This window comes from Lacisediminihabitans sp. H27-G8, from assembly GCF_046156175.1.
Classification (GTDB): Bacteria; Actinomycetota; Actinomycetes; order Actinomycetales; family Microbacteriaceae; genus Lacisediminihabitans.
Genome location: NZ_JAYLVL010000001.1, coordinates 956,669 through 974,900 on the forward strand (window position 1 = coordinate 956,669; position 18,232 = coordinate 974,900).

The window sequence follows — 18,232 nt, forward strand, 5'->3', positions numbered from 1 at the left end:
TCGGCAGCGATCAAAGGAGATTGATGACCACCACAGACCCGACCGTGCCCGCCACGGCCGCTCCCTCCACCCCCGCCCTCGACGCGGAGGTTCGCGCCGGACTGGATGCCGCGGTGAGCCAGCTCGCCGAAGGTGAGTCCCGGTGGGCGAAGATGCCGATTCCGGCTCGCATCGCCTTGCTCGGCAAGGTCCACTCCACCGTCGCCGCGGCGGCCGACCAGTGGGTCGATGCCGCCGTGCGCACCAAGAATCTCGATCCGGACTCCGCCTACGTGGGTGAGGAGTGGATCTCGGGACCGTACATCGTGCTCTCTTCTCTCCTCGCCCTCCAGCACACGCTCGGCGCCATCGCGCAGGGAAAGAGCCCCATCGCGGACGCGAAGCTCGGCACCGCCCCCGGCGGCCGCGTGAGCGTTCCGGTGCTGCCCGCCAACCCCTATGAGGCGCTGCTGCTCCACGGATTCAGCGCGGAAGTCTGGATGAAGCCGGGCGATTCCGAGAAGGCGGTGCGCGCATCCGCCGGCCTCGGGGCCCGCACACCGACAGAGACCGACGGGGTCGGTCTCGTGCTCGGCGCCGGCAACATCACCTCCATCCCACCGCTCGACGTGCTCTATGAGCTCATCGCCCACAATCGCGTCGCCCTGCTCAAACTCAACCCGGTGATGGACCGGATGCTCGCGCCATACTCGGCAGCATTCAAACCGCTGATCGACCTCGGCCTGCTGCGCATCGTGACCGGTGCCGGAGATGTCGGCAGCTACCTCGCCAACCATCCCGGTATCTCGCACGTGCACATCACCGGCAGCGCGGCGACCCACGATGTGATCGTGTGGGGCACCGGACCGGGTGCGGCCACGCGCCGCGCCGCGGGAACCCCTCTTCTGGCGAAGCCCATCACCAGCGAACTGGGCGGCGTCGCGCCGATCATCGTGCTTCCGGGTGCTTGGTCGAAGGCCGACCTCAAGTACCAGGCCGAGCATGTGGTCACGCAGCGACTGCACAACGGGGGATACAACTGCATCGCCGGCCAGATAGTGGTGCTCAGTTCGCAGTGGCCGCAGCGCAAGGCCTTCCTCGCCGAACTCCGCAGTGCGCTCGCCCGCACCCCCGACCGCGCCCCGTGGTACCCCGGCAGCGACGTGCGCGTCGGCCAGGCATCCAACTCGTACCCGGGAGCCGAGAAGTTCGGGGCGAGCGGCGGTCGCCTGCTCGTCGACATCCACGCCGAAGACGACGCCTCGACGTTGCTCACCACCGAGTACTTCTCCCCCGTGCTCGGAGTGATCGAACTCCCCGGCAGCGGCCAGGCGTTCCTCGACAGGGCGGTCGACACGGTGAACCGCGACTTCGTCGGCACGCTCGGAGCCAACATCATCGGCCTGCCGAGCACCATCAAGAGCCTCGGTGCCGGATTCGAGAACGCCCTCTCGAGGCTCGACTACGGAACCATCGCGGTCAACACCTGGACCGCGCTCGGCTTCCTCACACCGGGAGCCCCTTGGGGCGCGTTTCCCGGGCACAGCCTCGAACACGTGCAGAGCGGTATCGGGGTCGTGCACAATGCGCTCCTTCTCGCCGAGACCGAGAAGACGATCGCCCGTGGCCCGTTCCGTCCATTCCCCCGGTCAGCTCTCCACGGCGAGTTCGCGCTGTTCCCGAAGCCCCCATGGTTCGTGACCGCCCGCAGTGCGAAGAAGACGGGGCGCTTGCTCGCCGGATTCGCTGCGGCGCCCTCGTGGCTCAAGATGCCGGCGATATTCATCTCCGCGTTCCGCGCCTGACCGGGTAGGTTTCTCGCAACGTTCACCCGCACCATCCACCACACGATCAAAGGAGATTAACGTGGTTTTTCGAGGACCCCTGCCCGATGTCGAGATCCCGCACCTCAGCATCTACGACTTCCTGTTCGCGAGCATCGATGAGGCCGATCTCGACCGCATCGCCATCGTGGATGGCGCGTCCGGAGCAGAGACGAGCTATCGCCAGCTGATCGGCCAGATCGACCTCGTTGCGGGCGCACTCGCGGCCCGCGGCATCGGACTCGGGGATGTGGTGGCGCTGCACTCCCCCAACGTGCCCGCCTTCGCCGCGGTGTTCCACGGCATCCTGCGGTCGGGCGCCACTGCAACAACGGTCAACGGGCTCTACACCGGGGAGGAGATGGGCACGCAGCTCGTCGACTCCAAGGCGCGCTTCCTGTTCACGGTTTCGCCGCTTCTCGCCTCCGCACGGGACGCGGCATCCCGGGCGGGCATCGCCGACGACCAGGTGATCGTGCTGGACGGTGCCGAGGGTTTCGCCTCCCTGCGTGACCTGATGATGGAGAACAATCCGGCACCGGAGGTGAGCTTCGATCCTGCCGAGCAGATCGCGGTGCTTCCGTACTCCTCGGGCACCACCGGGCGGCCGAAAGGGGTGATCCTCACCCATCGCAACCTGGTGGCGAATGTCGCGCAGTCCCTGCCACTCCTCGGAGCGGATGCCGATGCCCGCGTGCTCGCGGTGCTGCCGTTCTTCCACATCTACGGCATGACCGTGCTCCTCAACATGGCATTCCGCAGTCGGGCACGGCTGGTGACGATGCCCCGATTCGATCTCGCGGAGTTCTTGCGCATCATTCAGGACTTCAGCATCAACTGGGCGTTCATCGCGCCCCCGATCGCGGTCGCGCTGGCGAAGCATCCGCTCATCGACCAGTACGACCTCTCGAGCATGGAAGTCATCGTCTCCGGCGCCGCGCCGTTCGACGGCGCACTCGGCAAGGCGGTGGCGGATCGCCTCGGCTGCCTGGTGCGGCAGGGCTACGGCATGAGCGAGATGAGCCCGGTCTCGCACAGCATCCCGGTGAGCCGGGCGGACATCCCCCTCAGTTCGGTGGGGATCACCCTGCCGAACATCGAGTGCAAGCTCATCGACCCGGCGACCGGGGACGAGATCGAGATTCCCGCCGAGGGGACGAGTGCGCCCGGCGAGCTGCTCTGTCGCGGCCCGAACATCATGCGTGGCTACCTCGGCAACGACGAGGCAACGCGCGCCACCATCGATGAAGACGGATTTCTCCACACCGGTGACATCGCGACGGTCTCATCGGACGGCATCGTGTCGATCGTCGACCGGCTGAAAGAACTCATCAAGTACAAGGGCTACCAGGTGGCTCCGGCTGAGCTCGAGGCCCTGCTGCTCACCCACGCGAGCATTGCGGATGCCGCGGTGGTCGGCGCCCATGATGCCGAGGGAGAAGAGGTGCCGAAGGCATTCGTCGTGGTGCAGCCGGGAGCCGAGATCACTTCCGAAGAGGTGATGGCCTTCGTCGCCGAGCACGTGGCACCGCACAAGAAGATCCGCCAGGTGGCGTTCATCGACACGATTCCGAAGTCCAGCTCTGGCAAGATCCTGCGCAAGGATCTCCGCAGCCTCGAGGTGCCCGCATGAGCGCCGGGAACGATTTCGATTTCGTCGTGGTCGGCGCCGGGGCATCCGGGGCGGCACTGGCAGCACGGCTCACCGAAGACGGCACCCGCTCGGTGCTGTTGCTCGAGGCCGGCCCCGTCGACAAGAAGACCGAGGTGCACATTCCCGCCGCGTTCTCGGCGCTTTTCCGGTCGGAACTGGATTGGAACTACGACACCACTCCGCAGCCGCAGCTCTCCGGCCGCACGATCTACTGGCCGAGAGGCAGGATGCTCGGCGGATCGTCGTCGATCAACGCCATGATGTGGGTGCGCGGATTCGCCGCCGACTACGACCACTGGGCACAGACCGCCGGGCCGGGCTGGTCGTATGCGGCACTTCTGCCCTACTTCCGGAGTGTCGAGCGGGTCGAGGGGAACTCGGATCCCGACCAGGGATCCGGAGGTGCCATCAGCATCGAGCACCAGCGCAGCCCCCGATCGCACACCGCGACCTTCCTCAAGGCGGTTGTGCAGGCGGGGTATTCGCTCGTGGCACCGAACACCGCGCGGCCCGATGGCTTCAGCCAGACCATGGTGAGCCAGAAGAAGGGCAAACGATTCTCCAGTGCGGACGGCTACCTGGTGCCATCGAAGGATCGGCCGAATCTCACGGTGCGCACGGGCGCGCAGGCCACCCGGGTGCTGTTCGACGGCACCCGCGCCATCGGCGTCGAGTACGTGCTCGGAGGGGAGACCGCTCGAGCGATGGCGCATCACGAGGTGGTGCTCTGTGGCGGGGCGGTGAACACCCCTCAGCTCCTGATGCTCTCGGGCATCGGCGGGAAGTCGCAGCTCGAGAAGCACGGAATCCCGGTGCTGGTCGACTCGCCTGAGGTGGGCGAGAATCTGCGCGACCACCTACTCTCCGGCCTCATCGTCGAGACCTCGGGCGACACCCTCTTCTCCGCGAAGAAGGCACCGGAACTGGTGAACTTCCTCGCCAGGGGTCGGGGCATGCTCACCTCGAATGTCGCGGAGGCCTATGGTTTCGTGCGATCGGATCCGGCGATGGAACTGCCCGACATCGAGATCATCTTCGCCCCGGTCGCGTTCATCGGCGAAGGCCTCGTTCCCGCGCCGGCTCATGCGATCACCATCGGAGCGATCCTCCTCACGCCCCAGAGCACCGGCACGATCACCCTCGCCTCTGCAGACCCCCTCGAGAAGGCCATCATCGATCCTCGATACCTCAGTGATGCGGCGGGCAGCGACCGGGCGCGGTTGATGGCCGGCCTCGGAATCTGCGAGGATATCCTCCAGGCGCCCGCGTTGAAGACAACCACCGGGCCGCACTTCCTCGCTCCAGAGGGAACGGATGCCCTTGAGCGCGCCGAGCGGGACACCGTCGCACTCGAAACGGCAGCCCACACGCTCTACCACCCGGTCGGCACCGCCCGCATGGGCACGGACGAGGCCTCCGTCGTCGACGAACAGCTGCGGGTTCGCGGAGTGCAGGGCCTTCGCGTCGCGGATGCCTCGGTGATGCCCGACATCATCCGCGGGCACACCCAGGCCGTGTCGATGGTGATCGGGGAAAAGGCCGCCGACCTGTTGTTGCAGTCAGCGAAGTCGGGTTCGCTGGCTGCGACTTCAGTCGGCTGAGCCGGCGGCGCACAAGACGTCACTCGACACGCAGGAGATTCGCCATCGACAGCACCATTCGGCTGCGATCCGCAGCCTTTCGGGGCGAATCTCCTGCATATTCGGCACGCGGGCTCTGATTCAGAGCAATATCGGGTCAGCCGGCGACGAGGCGCACCGCTCGGTCCAGTACCGCGCGCATCGCCACGATCGCGGGCCTGGTGCTGCTCGCCTCCCGCACAGAGGTGAAGATCGTGCGCTGCGGATTCTCCGGTAACAGCAGCAGTTGGGCCGAGGTCCCGCGGCCGATCCAGACCAGGTCGGGAAGGAGGGCGACCGCATTACCCGACTCGACGAGGCGGATGTGCGACTGAAGGTCCGCCGTCTCGAACCGCACGTCGGGTTCGAACCCGGCCCGGCGACAGGCTTGCTCGGCCCAGTGCCGGGAGGCTGTTCCGCGGGGTTCCATCACCCACGCGGCATCCGATGCCCGTTCGATGGAGGCGGGATGCAGTCTCCCGCGATCCGACGGTGGCGTAGCGAGACGGATCGCGTCTGTCGTGAGGGTGCGCCGATCGAGCTCCGGATGCCGCGGGGCGGCGTGCCCCGGGTACTGCTCCGCGATCACGAGGTCGAAGTCCCGCGCCCAGGTCTCCCGTAGTGCCGACTCCGGCTCGCGCTGCACCATCTCCACTCGCACCTCGGGGTACTCGGTCTCCATGATGGCGAGCGCATCGGGCATGATCGCGAGCGCCGCCGACTGGAAGACCGCCACTCGAACGGTGCCCGTGATGGTGGTTAGGGATGAGGCGAGCTCCGCTTCGGCACGCTCGAGCGTGCGCAGCACCTCCGCCGTGTGACTCACCAGGATCTCGGCCGCCGGCGTGAGCACCACGCGGCGGCCCGACGATCGCAGCAGCTCGACACCGACATCCTTCTCGAGCTGGCTCAGCTGCTGGGACACGGCCGAGGGACTGAAATTGAGGGCTTCTGCGACGCCCGCGAGCGTTCCGCGGATCTGGAGTTCGCGCAGAAGACGCAGCCGGCGCACATCGAGCATCAGGCATCCTATCAATCAGTTGCGCTTAAGAATACTCGTCAGAAACGGTCGCTTTACCTAACTGGATGCCGCGAGAAATACTGGGAGCAGATCGCCCCGAAAGGATTCCCGTGACCGACACCGCCACGACCACGTCTCTCGACGACGCCCTCTCCCCCGAGCTTGCGGAGCGCACTGTCGCGCTCGTGCGCCACTGGCTCGAAGAAGGCGCCAAGGCGCCGGTCAATGCCTCCGCGCAGCGCCTCGCCGGAGTGCTGAAGGACCCCAAGGGGCTCGACTTCACGGTGGGCTTCGTCGACGGCGTCATCCGTCCGGAGGACCTGAGGGTCGCGGCGCGCAACCTCGCCGCTCTCGCACCGCGCGTGCCTGCCTTCCTGCCCGGATACCTGAGGGCGGCGGTGCGCCTCGGTGGTGTCTTCGCGCCGTTGCTGCCGGGCGTGGTCGTTCCGATCGCCCGTCGGGTATTGCGGGGCATGGTGGGGCATCTCATTGTGGATGCCACGCCGAAGCGTCTCGGCGCGGCGATCGGCTCGCTCCGGGCCGGCGGCGCGAAACTCAACGTCAACCTCCTCGGCGAAGCGGTGCTCGGCGAACGAGAGGCCGCCCGCCGTCTCGCCGGTACCCACGCGCTGCTGGCGCGCGACGACGTCGACTACGTCTCGATCAAGGTCTCCTCCACCGTCGCCCCGCATTCGCCCTGGGCCTTCGAGGCGGATGTCGAACACGTCGTGGCGAGCCTCGCCCCGCTGTTCGAACGCGCTGCCTCCACGACCCCGGCCAAGTTCATCAACCTCGACATGGAGGAATACAAGGATCTCGACCTCACAGTCGCGGTCTTCACCCGCATTCTCGACCAGCCGCGGTTTGCTCAGCTCGAGGCGGGAATCGTGCTGCAGGCCTACCTGCCCGACGCGCTCTCTGCGATGGTGACCCTCGGTGACTGGGCCGCACGGCGCCGGGCCGCTGGGGGTGCATCGATCAAGGTGCGCCTCGTCAAGGGCGCCAACCTGCCGATGGAGCAGGTGGAGTCGTCGCTACGCGGCTGGCCGCTCGCCACCTGGTCCACGAAGCAGGACACCGACACCAACTACAAGCGCATCCTCGACTACGCCCTGCGACCGGCACGAATCGATGCCCTCCACCTCGGCGTCGCCGGTCACAACCTCTTCGACGTGGCGTACGCCTGGCTCCTCGCCGAGAAGCGCGGCGTGCAACACGGCATCGAGTTCGAGATGCTGCTCGGCATGGCCACCGGCCAGGCGGAGGCCGTGAAGAAGGATGTCGGCGGGCTCCTGCTGTACACCCCGGTGGTGCACCCCCAGGAGTTCGACGTCGCGATCGCCTACCTGATCCGCCGGCTCGAGGAGGGGGCCAGCCAGGACAACTTCATGTCTGCGGTCTTCGAACTCTCCAGCAACGAGGCGCTGTTCGAGCGGGAGAAGCAGCGCTTCCTCGCCTCGCTCGCCCGGCTCGACCGCGGCATCCCGCTTCCGCGCCGCACGCAGGATCGCGCCGTTGCCGAGGCTGCGCCCCGCGACCGCTTCGAGAACACTGCCGACACCGACCCCTCGCTTCCGGCAAACCGCGCCTGGAGCACGGGGATCATCGCTCGCGTGCCGGGTTCGACCCTGGGAGTCGAGGCAGTGGCATCCTCGCTGATCACCGAAGCCGACGTGCTCGACCGGATGATCGCGCAGACCTCTGCCGCAGGTGCGGCGTGGGGCGCCCGCCCAGCGGCCGAGCGCGCGGCCATCCTGCACCGTGCCGGAGACGCGCTCAGCGCTCGACGGGCCGAACTTCTCGAGGTGATGGCGAGCGAAGCCGGGAAGACCATCGATCAGGGCGATCCGGAGGTGAGCGAGGCCATCGACTTCGCCCACTACTACGCCGAACTCGCTCTCGGTCTGGAGACTGTGGATGGCGCGACCTTCGTCCCATCGAAGCTGACAGTCGTGACGCCGCCGTGGAACTTCCCGATCGCGATCCCCGCCGGCTCGACTCTTGCCGCCCTCGCCGCCGGAAGTGCCGTCATCCTCAAACCGGCAGCGCTCTCGGCACGCTGCGGCGCCGTGCTGGCCGAAGCCCTGTGGGAGGGCGGAGTGCCGCGCGAGGTGTTGCAGCTCGTGCAGCTGAGCGAGCGCGACCTCGGCACGAACCTGGTCTCTCATCCGTCGGTCGACCGGGTGATCCTCACTGGCGGCTACGAGACCGCCGAGCTGTTCCGGTCCTTCCGCCCCGACCTGCCGCTGCTGGCCGAGACGAGCGGCAAGAACGCGATCATCGTCACCCCGAGCGCGGACCTGGACCTCGCCGTGAAGGACGTCGTGTCTTCTGCCTTCGGTCACGCCGGCCAGAAGTGCTCGGCCGCATCGCTCGTGATCCTGGTCGGATCGGTCGCGGAATCCGCCCGCTTCACCAACCAGCTGAGGGACGCGGTCGCCTCGCTCAAGGTCGGATACCCCTCCGACGCGGCCACGCAGATGGGTCCGCTCATCGAACCGGCCAGGGGCAAGCTGCTCGGCGCCCTGACCACCCTCGGTGAAGGTGAAGCCTGGATGCTCGAGCCGCGCAAGCTCGACCGTGACGGCCAGCTCTGGACGCCCGGGGTGCGCACCGGCGTGCGGCGCGGATCCGCGTTCCACCAGACCGAGTACTTCGGTCCCGTGCTCGGCGTGATGACCGCCCCCACGCTGGCCGAGGCCATCGCGCTGCAGAATGAGACCGACTTCGGTCTGACCGCGGGCATCCACTCCCTCGACTCCACCGAACTCGCCCTCTGGCTCGACACGGTGCAGGCGGGAAACCTCTATGTGAACCGCGGCATCACCGGTGCCATAGTGCAGCGCCAGCCCTTCGGCGGCTGGAAGAAGTCCTCCGTGGGCGCCGGAACCAAGGCCGGCGGACCGAACTACCTGGTAGGTCTCGGCTCCTGGGTTGCGGCACACCATTCTGCGGCAGGCGAAGCGATCACCCACCCGGCGGTGAAGGCGCTGCTCGCGGCCGAGGATTCGCTGTCCGGTGCCTTCGGCAGCGATGCCGCCGCCTGGAACCACGGCTTCGGCCGGGTCGAGGATGTCTCCGCCCTCTCCGCCGAACGCAATGTGTTCCGCTACCTCCCGGTGCCGGTGACCGTCCGACTGAGCGAAGGCGCGCCCGTCAGTGAACTGCTCCGTGTCGTCGGTGCGGGCCTGCTCGCGGGATCTCGACTGACCGTCTCCAGCGCCGTGGCGAGTGATGCGCTTGCCGGCCTCTCCCCGGTCATCGAGGATGACGCGGCCTGGCTCTCCCGTCTCCCGGCGCTCGAGACCGGCCGCATCCGCCTCATCGGCGGCGACCCGGTGGCTCTTGCCGCAGCGATCGGCGGGCGGCCGGATGTCGCGATCTACAGCGGCCCGGTCACGCCAGCCGGTCGCATCGAACTGCTGCCGTTCCTTCGCGAGCAGGCGGTGAGTATCACCGCGCATCGCTTCGGAACCCCCAATCACCTGACAGACGAGCTCATCTGAGAGTTTCCGACACCCGTTCGGGGGGCGTTCGGTACGCTCGCCCGAACGGTGCGATCAGGCGCCGCGGGCAATCGCCCGGTCTGGGGGCCGAAATGATTCGTCATGTCGTCAATGCTGTGATGCGACCGTTCATCGGGTTGTGGTTGCACCACTCCGTCAACTCTTGGGAGCGCTCGCCCTCGCCCGTTGACTCGCCGACAGTGCACGGCGCGGGCGTGGATGCCGTGCGGGTGCTGCTGAGCGGCAGCGGAATTGCTGCCGGCTACGGCACTGTCACCCACGATCTCGGCTTCGCCGGGCAGCTCGCCCGCCGGCTCGCGGTGCTGAGCGGTCGGGCCGTCGACATCGAGATTCGCGTGTCGACCACCATGACGGCCAAGAGCTGCGCCGCCGAGCTGGCATCCCTTGCTCTCGATCGCTTCGACGCGATAGTCCTTGTCGTTGGCACGGTGGAGGCTTTCGAACTGGCATCGACCGGGTCCTGGCGACGAGACATCGCGGAGCTTCTCGAGATCGTGCGCAGGAAGTCCGCGGCCGGAGCTGAGATCTTCGTCGTATCGATGCCGATGATCGGCTCGGCGACGCTCTTCCCCGACGCGTTCAATTCCCTCGTGCAGTACCAGTCCCGGCAATTCACCGCGATCACCGCGGAACTCGTGGCGGATGAGCCGCACTCGAGCGTCATCAGACTCGACGACTTCGAGACCCTCCGCTCGACCGGCACAGCCAGTGCGGAACGCTGGGCGTCGCTCGCCGCCCCACCCATCAGTGAGGTGCTGCGCAATCCCAGCGAGGTTCGACCCGAGGCCCGGGTCGTCGACGAGACGGAGCGGCAACTTTCGCTCGACTCCCTGGCCATCCTCGACTCCGACCCCGGCGAGGCCTTCGACCTGATCGCCTCAATCGCGCGCGACCTTTTCGATGTGCCGATGGCCGCGATCACCTTCATCGACGACGACAGGCAGTGGACGAAGTCTGCCGTCGGATTCGTCGGCTCCGTCATCCCTCGACAGGAAGCCTTCTGCAACGTCACGATCGAGGAACCGCGACACTTCGTGATCGAGGACACACGTGACGACGCGCGATTCGCCGATGGTCCGCACGTCACCGGGCCGGGCGGAGTGAAGTTCTACGCCGGGTACCCGATCGAAGCTCCCGACGGCCACCGCGTCGGCGCCCTCTGCGTGATGGATGACGCACCGCGACGCTTCAGCGACGCCGAGGCCGCGCTCCTCAGGAACCTCGCCCTGCGTGTGCAGGAGCTGCTCTGGGTGGGAGCGCGGCCGTAGTCGGGGTGTTCTGCTCGGTTATGTGACGTCGTCGTCGACCCAGTCGAAGGTTCTGGTGACACGGCTTTCCCCGAGTCGGCCTTCCTCGTCGGCAGAAAAAACCGGCGGCGACTAAGAGCCCGCAGTCTCCACCAGATGGATGAGCACTCCCTGCTCGGGATTCAGCACGGGCATGGGAAGACCGACCTCGGCGAGGAACCGCCCCGTCGCGGTGAATCCGTCCGGGATCCAGCTGACGTTGCCTCGACTCCCATAGGGAGAGGTTGCGGAGGGGAAGACCACCTTCACCTCATAGCTCGTGTCGGGGTTCAGTCCGGGGAATCCCGCCCGGCCCGGCACCTCGTCGAAGGAGGTGGCGACACTGACGAAGGAGAAGATCGCCTCCGAACCATCCTGGGCGACCGACCCTCCCAGCAGGTATGCCGGGTCGACGAGGTCGGCATGCACCGCACTGCCGGAGTGGATCAGCGCGCGGTGTTTCTTGTAGAGCGCTACCGCTTCGCTGAGCTCGAGAAGGTCAGACTCGGTGAGGGTGCGCACATCCCACTCGATGCCGAAGTGGCCGAACATCGCTGTGATCGCCCGGAACGACAGCGAATGCGTGCGAGCCGTCGTGTGGGAGGTGGTGGGCCCCACGTGGGTTCCCACGAGTTCCGGGGGCAGGATCGCCTTCGTCCAGCGTTGGATGGTCTGCCTCTCGAGAGCATCGTTGCAGTCGGACGCCCAGACCCGGTCGGTGCGTTCGAGGATGCCGAGATCGACCCGAGCACCGCCGGACGAGCAGCTTTCGATCTCCACCTCTGGATGCGCGCGACGGAGCGCGTCGATCAACCGGTAGGCGGCGAGAGTCTGCTCGTGGACCGAGGGCGCTCCTTCGTGCCCCATCTCGGTGAGATCGCGATTCTGATCCCACTTGAGGTAGGAAATCGCGTTGTCGGTGAGCAGCGCGTCGAGACGATCGAAGATGTAGGCGAAGGCATCCGGATTCACCAGGTCGAGCACCTGCTGGTGGCGCCATTCGACCGGGGTGCGCCCGAGGCCGGCACCGCTGACCCAGTCGGGATGCGCACGAATCACATCGGAATCCTCGTTCACCATCTCCGGTTCCACCCACAGGCCGAACTGCATACCCCGGGAGCGCACCGCGTCGATCAGCGGGGTGAGGCCCTGAGGCCAGACGTCGTCGTCCACGTACCAGTCGCCGAGCCCCGCCTTGTCGTTTCGACGGTGACGGAACCAGCCGTCGTCGAGCACGAAGCGCTCGACACCCAGAAGCTCCGCCCGATCCGCGAGCTCGACCAGACTGTCGAGGTTGTGGTCGAAATACACCGCTTCCCACGTGTTGAGCACCACCGGACGCACGGCCGAGGGATGCTGCGCGCGCGCGCGGAGCCAGCGGTGGAAGGTATCGGTCACTCCGTCGAGCCCACGGGAGGAGAAGGAGGCGTAGGTCCAGGGCGTCTCATACGAATCACCCGCGGCCAGCACGATCTCCCCGGAGCCCAGCAGCTCGGCGTTGCCGATCAGTGCCGGGCCCGTGGGGGTCTTCTCCACCACCGTGACGCGGTTGCCGCTGAATCCGAAATGCGTGGCCCAGACTGCGCCGGAACGGTTGCCGAAGCCGGCAGTCCCCACCGCAGTGAACAGGGACGAATCGTGGCCGGGGCGGCCGTGACGGTACTCGCGCAGCCAGGTCCCCTGCCGCACTGACTGGCGCTGCGGATGCTGTTCCCGGCACCAGCGACCGGTGAGGTCCAGAATCTCCGCCGCACCGAGACCGGTGGGCAGCGTGGTGCTCAGCGACTGGAGGGCATAGTCCTCCGTGCCCACGTTCGTGAGGGTGCTGCGGATTCGCAGCATCCCCTCCTGCCCGAGGTGGAACTCCACGGTGAGGGAGAGACCGGCGGCTTCGTCGGCCAGGGTGACCTCGTGTCCGTCGGGGGCGAGGGCGCGGGCTGCGGTGGTCACCAGCGCGGCAGAGAACGCCCGGCCCCCCGAACGGTGGCCCTCGAGGGCGGGTCGACCGCGCCATCCGCTCGATGCTTGCGGCACGAGATGTTGGGCATGCGGATCGTCGAGCGCGGAGTGGGCGACCGGCCCGGCGGAAAGCACCGCCGGGATCGCGTCGCCCAGGTCGGCTCCCCAGTGCACGATGACCGGAGTTTCACCCGACAGGTCGAGCACGAACGCCGATCCCCCGCCCCTCAGGTTGACGATGTCGCTCACGCGATGGCGCCGTCGGTGGGAAGACGAGACGTGTGAGTGAGCATTCTCATCCCTTACTGGCCCCGAGCGTCAGCCCGGCGACGAATTGGCGCTGGAGAGCCAGGTAGATGATCAGGGTGGGGATGACAGTGATGATCGCCCCGGCGGCGAGCAGATTGTAGTTGGAGAGGAACTGACCCTGCAGGTTGTTGAGCCCGGTGGTCACCGGCAACTTGTTGCCGCTCTGGATGAAGAGCAGCGGCCAGAAGTAGTCGTTGTAGATGAAGATGACCTCGAGCGTGCCCAGCGCCGCGAGGGCCGGCCGGGTCAGGGGCATGATGATCGACCAGTACTGGCGCCAGACACCCGCGCCGTCGACGAACGCGGCCTCTGTCAAGTCTGCGGGCAGAGCCTTCATGTAGTTGGAGAGCACGAAGGTGCAGAAGCCCACCTGGAACGCCGTGTTCACGGCGATGACCGCGAAGTAGGTGTTGAGGAGGTTGCCCGAATCACTGATGCTGTACGGCAGCTCGAAGTGCTTGAACATCTCGAACAGGGGTGCGGCGAGCACCTGGGGGGGAAGCAGGTTGCCGGCCGTGAACATGATGAGAAGGGTGATGTTGAACTTCCAACTGAACCGGCTCACCGCGAACGCCATCATCGACGCGAAGAGCAGGGTGAGCACCACCGTCGGCACCACGAGGATCGCCGAGTTGGTGAAAAGCGTGGCGAAGCCACCCTGGTTCCAGGCCGTGATGAAGTTGTCGAAGTTGAAGGCACCGCTGAAGTTGAAGTAGCCGTACTTGTCGGTGTCCGCCTTCGGCCTGAGCGCCGTGAAGATCGCCCAGGCCAGCGGAATCAGCCACAGGATGGACATGATGATGAGGAACAGGTGGATGCCGTAGCGAGGGCGCGTGATCGAACCGACCTTGGCCGACGAACCCGATCGTGCGGGGGCCGCTGGCTTCCGCGTGGTGACTGTAGACATTAGGCGTCCTTCTTGAAGGTGCGACTGAGGTAGATGACGATCGGCACGAGGGAGACCACAAGCAGGATCACGGCGAGGGCGGAACCGACACCGATCACCTGGCCCTCACCGACGAGGTTCTTGATCACGAGCACGCTGAGCAGCTCGAGGCCGTTGGTTCCCCGGTTGATGATGTAGACGATGTCGAAGGCACGCAGCGACTCGATGATCGTGATCACGACGATCACGATGTTGATCGGACGCATCACGGGGAAGACCACCCGGAAGAAGGTCTGCACGGCGTTCGCCCCGTCGAGCGACGCCGCCTCGCGGAGGGATGGATCCACTCCCTTGAGGCCCGCCAGATAGAGGATCATGACGTAGCCGGCGTGCCGCCACGTCGCGGCGATCAACGCGGCCCAGATGTTGATGTTGGAGTCGCCGAACCAGTCGATCGCCCTTGGCGTACCCGAGGTGCCGAGAAGGAAGTTCAGCAGGCCGTTGTTCTGGGAGTAGAACAGCTGCCAGATCACGCCGATCAGCACGAGCGAGAGCATGACCGGAGCGAAGAAGATGCTCTGGTAGATGCGGGTGCCGCGGATGTTCTGGTCGAGCAGGATCGCCAGCAACAGCCCGATGGGCGTAGCGATCACGGCGAGGAAGACCAGCCAGAGCACGTTGTGCTGCAGGGCGGGCCAGAAGTCGGGGTAGTCCCGGAAGACATAGGTGTAGTTGGCGACACCATTGGCGTGGATGTCGGAGAAGGCGAGCCCGTTCCATCGCACGAACGACAGGAAGACCGACAGCACCGTGGGGATCCAGATCAACACCGCCTGGATGAGGGTGGGGATCGCCACCATAATGCCGAGAACGATCTTGTCCCGACGGGAGAGCAGGCTGTAGCGGCGGCGGAGCCGGCCAGGAGAGGTGACTCTCCTGGCCGGAGCCGATGCGCCGAGTGTGGTGTCGGCCATGATGTCTTTCTCTTACTGGGCGGCGTACAGCGCTTTTGCCTGCGCCTCGAGGTTGGCAGTGTCGATCGTGCCGTCCTTCAGGAAGCCCTGGAGCGCGGGGATCATGACGTTGTTCGCCATTGCCGGCAGCGCATCCCGGTCGAAGAACTGGCTGATCGACTTGGCGTTGCCGATGACATCCGCGAGCTTCTTGTTGAATTCGCTGTATCCAGAGGTGTCGGCGCCCTTCGCCGTCATGAGGTTCGACTTGTCCACCGAGAAGTACGCCTCCTGGCCGGCCGGCGTGCCCATGAACTGCAGCAGAGCCTTCGCGGCGGGGTTGCTCCCACCTTTCTTCGAGAGCATGAGGCCGTCGATCGGGGCCTCGACCGCGGTCGTGCCCTCCACGGCGATCTCCGGGAACGGGAAGAAGTCGATGTCCGCGAGCACGGTGGCATCGGTGAACTGCTGGGTCACGAAGGAGCCGAGCAGGTACATGCCGGCCTTGCCTTCACCGAGCAGCTGGGCACCCTCCTGCCACGTGAGTCCGAGGGCGTTCTCCGACTGGTAGGGCAGCAGCTGCTTCCAGTTGTCGAAGACGTCCTTGACCTTCTTCTGGTCCCAGGACTCTTTGTGAGCCGTGAGGTCCATGTGGAACTTGTAGCCGTTGGTGCGCATGTTGATGTAGTCGAACGTGCCCATCGCGGGCCAGCCGTCCTTATCCGCGAACGAGATCGGCACGAGTCCATCGGCCTTCATCTGCTTGGCGAGGGTGATGAGGTCGTCGAACGTGGCCGGGACGGTGTAGCCCTTGGCCGCCCAGACGCTCTTGCGGTAGAAGAAGCCCCAGGGGTAGTTGTAGTTCGGCACGAAGTACTTCTTGCCGTCGTCGGCGGTAGAGGCCTTGGTGAGACCCTCGCTGAAGTTGCCACCGATCTTGTCCCACACGTCGTCGATCGGAGCCGCGAGGCCCTTGCCGGCGTAGTAGCGCATGCGGTAACCGGCGAACCAGGTGAACGAGTCATCCGGGCTGCCCTGCAGGTAGGTGTTGATGTTGTTCTGGAAGTCGTTGTGCGCGACGGTGTTGGTGGTCACCTTGTCGCCGGTCTTCTTCTGGAAGGCTTCGACGACTGCCGCGTAGGCGCGCTTCGGCACGTCGTCGGAGGCGCCTGATCCGAAGGTGGTGGTCTTCGATCCGCTCGAAGACGGGGTGCTGCCGCCGGGGCTGCAGGCTGCCAGCATGCTGATTGCTGCCACGCCCACTCCGCCCGAGAGCAGTGCGCGCCGGTTGAGCTGGCTGCTGCTGATGTTTCCGAGAACGCTCAACTTGTCTGAGGTCATCGTTATTACTCCTTTGTAATGTGCCGTGCTGTGAAAATCAGGACAGGTACAGACTGGCCCTCGTGACAGGCGTTTCGCTAGGGACGATCTTCCTCACGCGCGTCGGGGACCGGTCGGTGCGTCCAATATACGCCCGTGGAGCCCTCTCGTCTACACCAGTAGATTCAACACGCGAAAACTCATGTTCCGGTCGCATAACGATCGATGCGCGGCAGTTGAGCGATCGTTTAAAGCGGGATGCAGCCGCAGGATTGACGGACGATCAGCTCGGCAGTGAATGACCGATGCTCGGGTTGAGAAGTGGCCGGCCGGCCGAGGGCGGCGATTGCGGCCCCCGCCATCTCGTCGACGGGCTGACGCATCACCGTGAGGGGCGGCCAGCTGAATTCCGACTCCGAAGAACCGTCGAAGGCGACGACGGCCATGGATCGGGGAACATCGATGTGCGCCTCGTGGAGGGCGCGGAGAAGGCCGATTGCCAAGAGGTCGGAGATCGCGTAGACCGCGGTCGGAGGGTTCGGATCGGTGAGAAGCTGCATGCCGGACTGGTATCCGCCGTTGCGTCCCCACTCCCCTCGCACGACAGGACCGAGCGGAAGGCCGGCGTCTCGGAGCGCATCCTCCCAGCCCAGCTCACGAGCGGAGGTGGTGAGACCGCCCGGAATCCCGGAGATCAAACCGATGCGGCGATGTCCGTGCCAGATGAGGTGCTCGACGGCGACCCGGGAAGCTTCCCGAAAGTCGACCCCGACGCTGGAGAATCCCGCGAGCGGTTCGGAACGGTCGAGCATGACCACTCGCACATTCGCCTCCCGTGCACTGTCGAGATTGGGCTCGTCCTCGGTGCTCCCGAGCAGAAGTCCGTCCACCTGTCTCGCCACCAGCTTCTGCACCTGCAGGTGCTCCTGGCCCTGCACCAGCGCTGAGTTCGTGAAGATCACCGACAGACCCTTGTCGGTCGCGGCCTTCTCGATCGCCCGCGAGAACTCGGCGAAGTAGGGGTTTGCGGTGTCCGACAATACCAGCCCGACGAGCTCGCTCACGCCCAGCTTGAGTGCCCGGGCCGCGGCGTTGGGCCGATAGCCCAGGCTGCTGATCGACTCGAGTACGCGGGCGCGCGTCGCCGGAGCCACGTTTCGCGGCCCCTCGTTCACGACGTAGCTCACGACGGCGGTGCTGACTCCGGCGTGATCTGCCACGTCTTTGCGCGTGATCGAGGGGCGATCCTCCCGCAGTGAGGGCATGGCATCCATTTCGGAATCAAGTGAGAGGACGGACTCTCAACTTGGCCACATACTACCCTCGCCCCGACGGGGAGCCGGATTACGGATCTATGTCGGCTGAGCATTCGACCACCGGCTGAATTACATTGTGCCCAATTTAATTGGGGACAATGTAGTAGCCTGATCTCATGGCCACGACTGCAGCATCCGCCCCTCGGCTCGACGAGCAGATCTGCTTCGCTCTCTACAGTGCGTCTCGTGCGCTCACCGCCCGCTACCGGGAACTGCTTGCACCCATCGGCGTCACCTATCCGCAGTACCTCGTGCTGATGGTTCTGTGGGAGCGCGACGCAATGACGGTGTCGGAATTGGGCGAGCGTCTCCAGCTGGACTCCGGCACTCTCTCACCGCTGCTTCGCCGGCTGGAGAGCACGGGGCTCGTGATTCGCACCCGTCGCAGCGACGACGAGCGCGCCGTCGAAGTCACCCTGAGCCCAGCCGGAGCGGCGCTGCAGGAACGATCCGCCGGAATCCCCGAACAGATCTGTGCTTCCACAGGTTTCGACCTCGAGCACATCGCCGCTCTGCAGTCCCAGGTTACCGAACTGGCCGCGCAGGTGCGCGGCTCCCTCTGATCCCCCTCATCCCCACT

Annotated in this window: 12 protein-coding genes; 6 read left to right on the plus strand and 6 right to left on the minus strand. The window is 66.0% G+C overall.

From position 1 onward, the window contains the following. Nucleotides 1-23 precede the first annotated feature (23 nt). From VLI63_RS04590 to VLI63_RS04600, 3 genes are all read left to right on the plus strand, one after another. Nucleotides 24-1,784, plus strand: a complete 1,761-nt coding sequence (locus VLI63_RS04590) for an aldehyde dehydrogenase family protein (protein WP_409155720.1) — start codon at nt 24-26, stop codon at nt 1,782-1,784. A gap of 61 nt (nt 1,785-1,845) precedes the next feature. Beyond that, nucleotides 1,846-3,435 (plus strand): AMP-binding protein, encoded by a 1,590-nt coding sequence (locus tag VLI63_RS04595; protein ID WP_409155721.1) that lies wholly within the window; start codon nt 1,846-1,848, stop codon nt 3,433-3,435. Beyond that, on the plus strand, nt 3,432-5,057 hold the full coding sequence (locus tag VLI63_RS04600; RefSeq protein WP_409155722.1) for a GMC family oxidoreductase: 1,626 nt from the start codon (nt 3,432-3,434) through the stop codon (nt 5,055-5,057). The genes VLI63_RS04595 and VLI63_RS04600 overlap by 4 nt, the downstream gene beginning before the upstream one ends. Before the next feature lie 136 nt (nt 5,058-5,193). Here VLI63_RS04600 and VLI63_RS04605 read toward each other — a convergent pair whose 3' ends face one another. Next, entirely contained in the window at nt 5,194-6,096 is a 903-nt protein-coding gene (locus VLI63_RS04605; RefSeq protein ID WP_409155723.1) for a LysR substrate-binding domain-containing protein, read from the minus strand. Nucleotides 6,097-6,161: 65 nt separating this feature from the next. Between VLI63_RS04605 and VLI63_RS04610 the strand changes: the two genes are divergently transcribed. Further along, nucleotides 6,162-9,602, plus strand: coding sequence for a bifunctional proline dehydrogenase/L-glutamate gamma-semialdehyde dehydrogenase (locus VLI63_RS04610; RefSeq protein WP_409155724.1), 3,441 nt, complete (start codon nt 6,162-6,164; stop codon nt 9,600-9,602). A gap of 119 nt (nt 9,603-9,721) precedes the next feature. Continuing rightward, complete coding sequence (locus VLI63_RS04615) at nt 9,722-10,891, plus strand: GAF domain-containing protein (RefSeq protein WP_409155725.1); 1,170 nt, start codon at nt 9,722-9,724, stop codon at nt 10,889-10,891. A gap of 111 nt (nt 10,892-11,002) precedes the next feature. Here VLI63_RS04615 and VLI63_RS04620 read toward each other — a convergent pair whose 3' ends face one another. From VLI63_RS04620 to VLI63_RS04640, 5 genes are all read right to left on the minus strand, one after another. Further along, nucleotides 11,003-13,117: an alpha-galactosidase gene (locus VLI63_RS04620; RefSeq protein ID WP_409155726.1), complete on the minus strand. Its 2,115-nt coding sequence runs from the start codon at nt 13,115-13,117 to the stop codon at nt 11,003-11,005. A gap of 46 nt (nt 13,118-13,163) precedes the next feature. Further along, a complete protein-coding gene (locus VLI63_RS04625; RefSeq protein WP_409155727.1) occupies nt 13,164-14,084 on the minus strand; it encodes a carbohydrate ABC transporter permease in 921 nt (306 codons plus the stop codon). Further along, nucleotides 14,084-15,037 (minus strand): carbohydrate ABC transporter permease, encoded by a 954-nt coding sequence (locus VLI63_RS04630; RefSeq protein WP_409155728.1) that lies wholly within the window; start codon nt 15,035-15,037, stop codon nt 14,084-14,086. Before VLI63_RS04630 ends, VLI63_RS04625 begins: the two co-directional genes overlap by 1 nt. 12 nt (nt 15,038-15,049) lie before the next feature. Then, nucleotides 15,050-16,357, minus strand: coding sequence for an ABC transporter substrate-binding protein (locus tag VLI63_RS04635; RefSeq protein ID WP_409155729.1), 1,308 nt, complete (start codon nt 16,355-16,357; stop codon nt 15,050-15,052). Between the two features lie 227 nt (nt 16,358-16,584). Next, nucleotides 16,585-17,610: a LacI family DNA-binding transcriptional regulator gene (locus tag VLI63_RS04640; RefSeq protein WP_409155730.1), complete on the minus strand. Its 1,026-nt coding sequence runs from the start codon at nt 17,608-17,610 to the stop codon at nt 16,585-16,587. A 158-nt stretch (nt 17,611-17,768) separates the two neighbouring features. Between VLI63_RS04640 and VLI63_RS04645 the strand changes: the two genes are divergently transcribed. Further along, entirely contained in the window at nt 17,769-18,215 is a 447-nt protein-coding gene (locus VLI63_RS04645) for a MarR family winged helix-turn-helix transcriptional regulator (protein ID WP_409155731.1), read from the plus strand. Nucleotides 18,216-18,232 lie beyond the last annotated feature (17 nt).

Coding starts and splice junctions, on each gene's coding strand:
- VLI63_RS04590 (WP_409155720.1), top strand. CDS start 24: ATGACCACCACAGACCCGACCGTGCCCGCCACGGCCGCTCCCTCCACC.
- VLI63_RS04600 (WP_409155722.1), top strand. CDS start 3,432: ATGAGCGCCGGGAACGATTTCGATTTCGTCGTGGTCGGCGCCGGGGCA.
- VLI63_RS04605 (WP_409155723.1), bottom strand. CDS start 6,096: ATGCTCGATGTGCGCCGGCTGCGTCTTCTGCGCGAACTCCAGATCCGC.
- VLI63_RS04610 (WP_409155724.1), top strand. CDS start 6,162: ATGCCGCGAGAAATACTGGGAGCAGATCGCCCCGAAAGGATTCCCGTG.
- VLI63_RS04615 (WP_409155725.1), top strand. CDS start 9,722: ATGCGACCGTTCATCGGGTTGTGGTTGCACCACTCCGTCAACTCTTGG.
- VLI63_RS04625 (WP_409155727.1), bottom strand. CDS start 14,084: ATGTCTACAGTCACCACGCGGAAGCCAGCGGCCCCCGCACGATCGGGT.
- VLI63_RS04630 (WP_409155728.1), bottom strand. CDS start 15,037: ATGGCCGACACCACACTCGGCGCATCGGCTCCGGCCAGGAGAGTCACC.
- VLI63_RS04635 (WP_409155729.1), bottom strand. CDS start 16,357: ATGACCTCAGACAAGTTGAGCGTTCTCGGAAACATCAGCAGCAGCCAG.
- VLI63_RS04640 (WP_409155730.1), bottom strand. CDS start 17,610: ATGGATGCCATGCCCTCACTGCGGGAGGATCGCCCCTCGATCACGCGC.
- VLI63_RS04645 (WP_409155731.1), top strand. CDS start 17,769: ATGGCCACGACTGCAGCATCCGCCCCTCGGCTCGACGAGCAGATCTGC.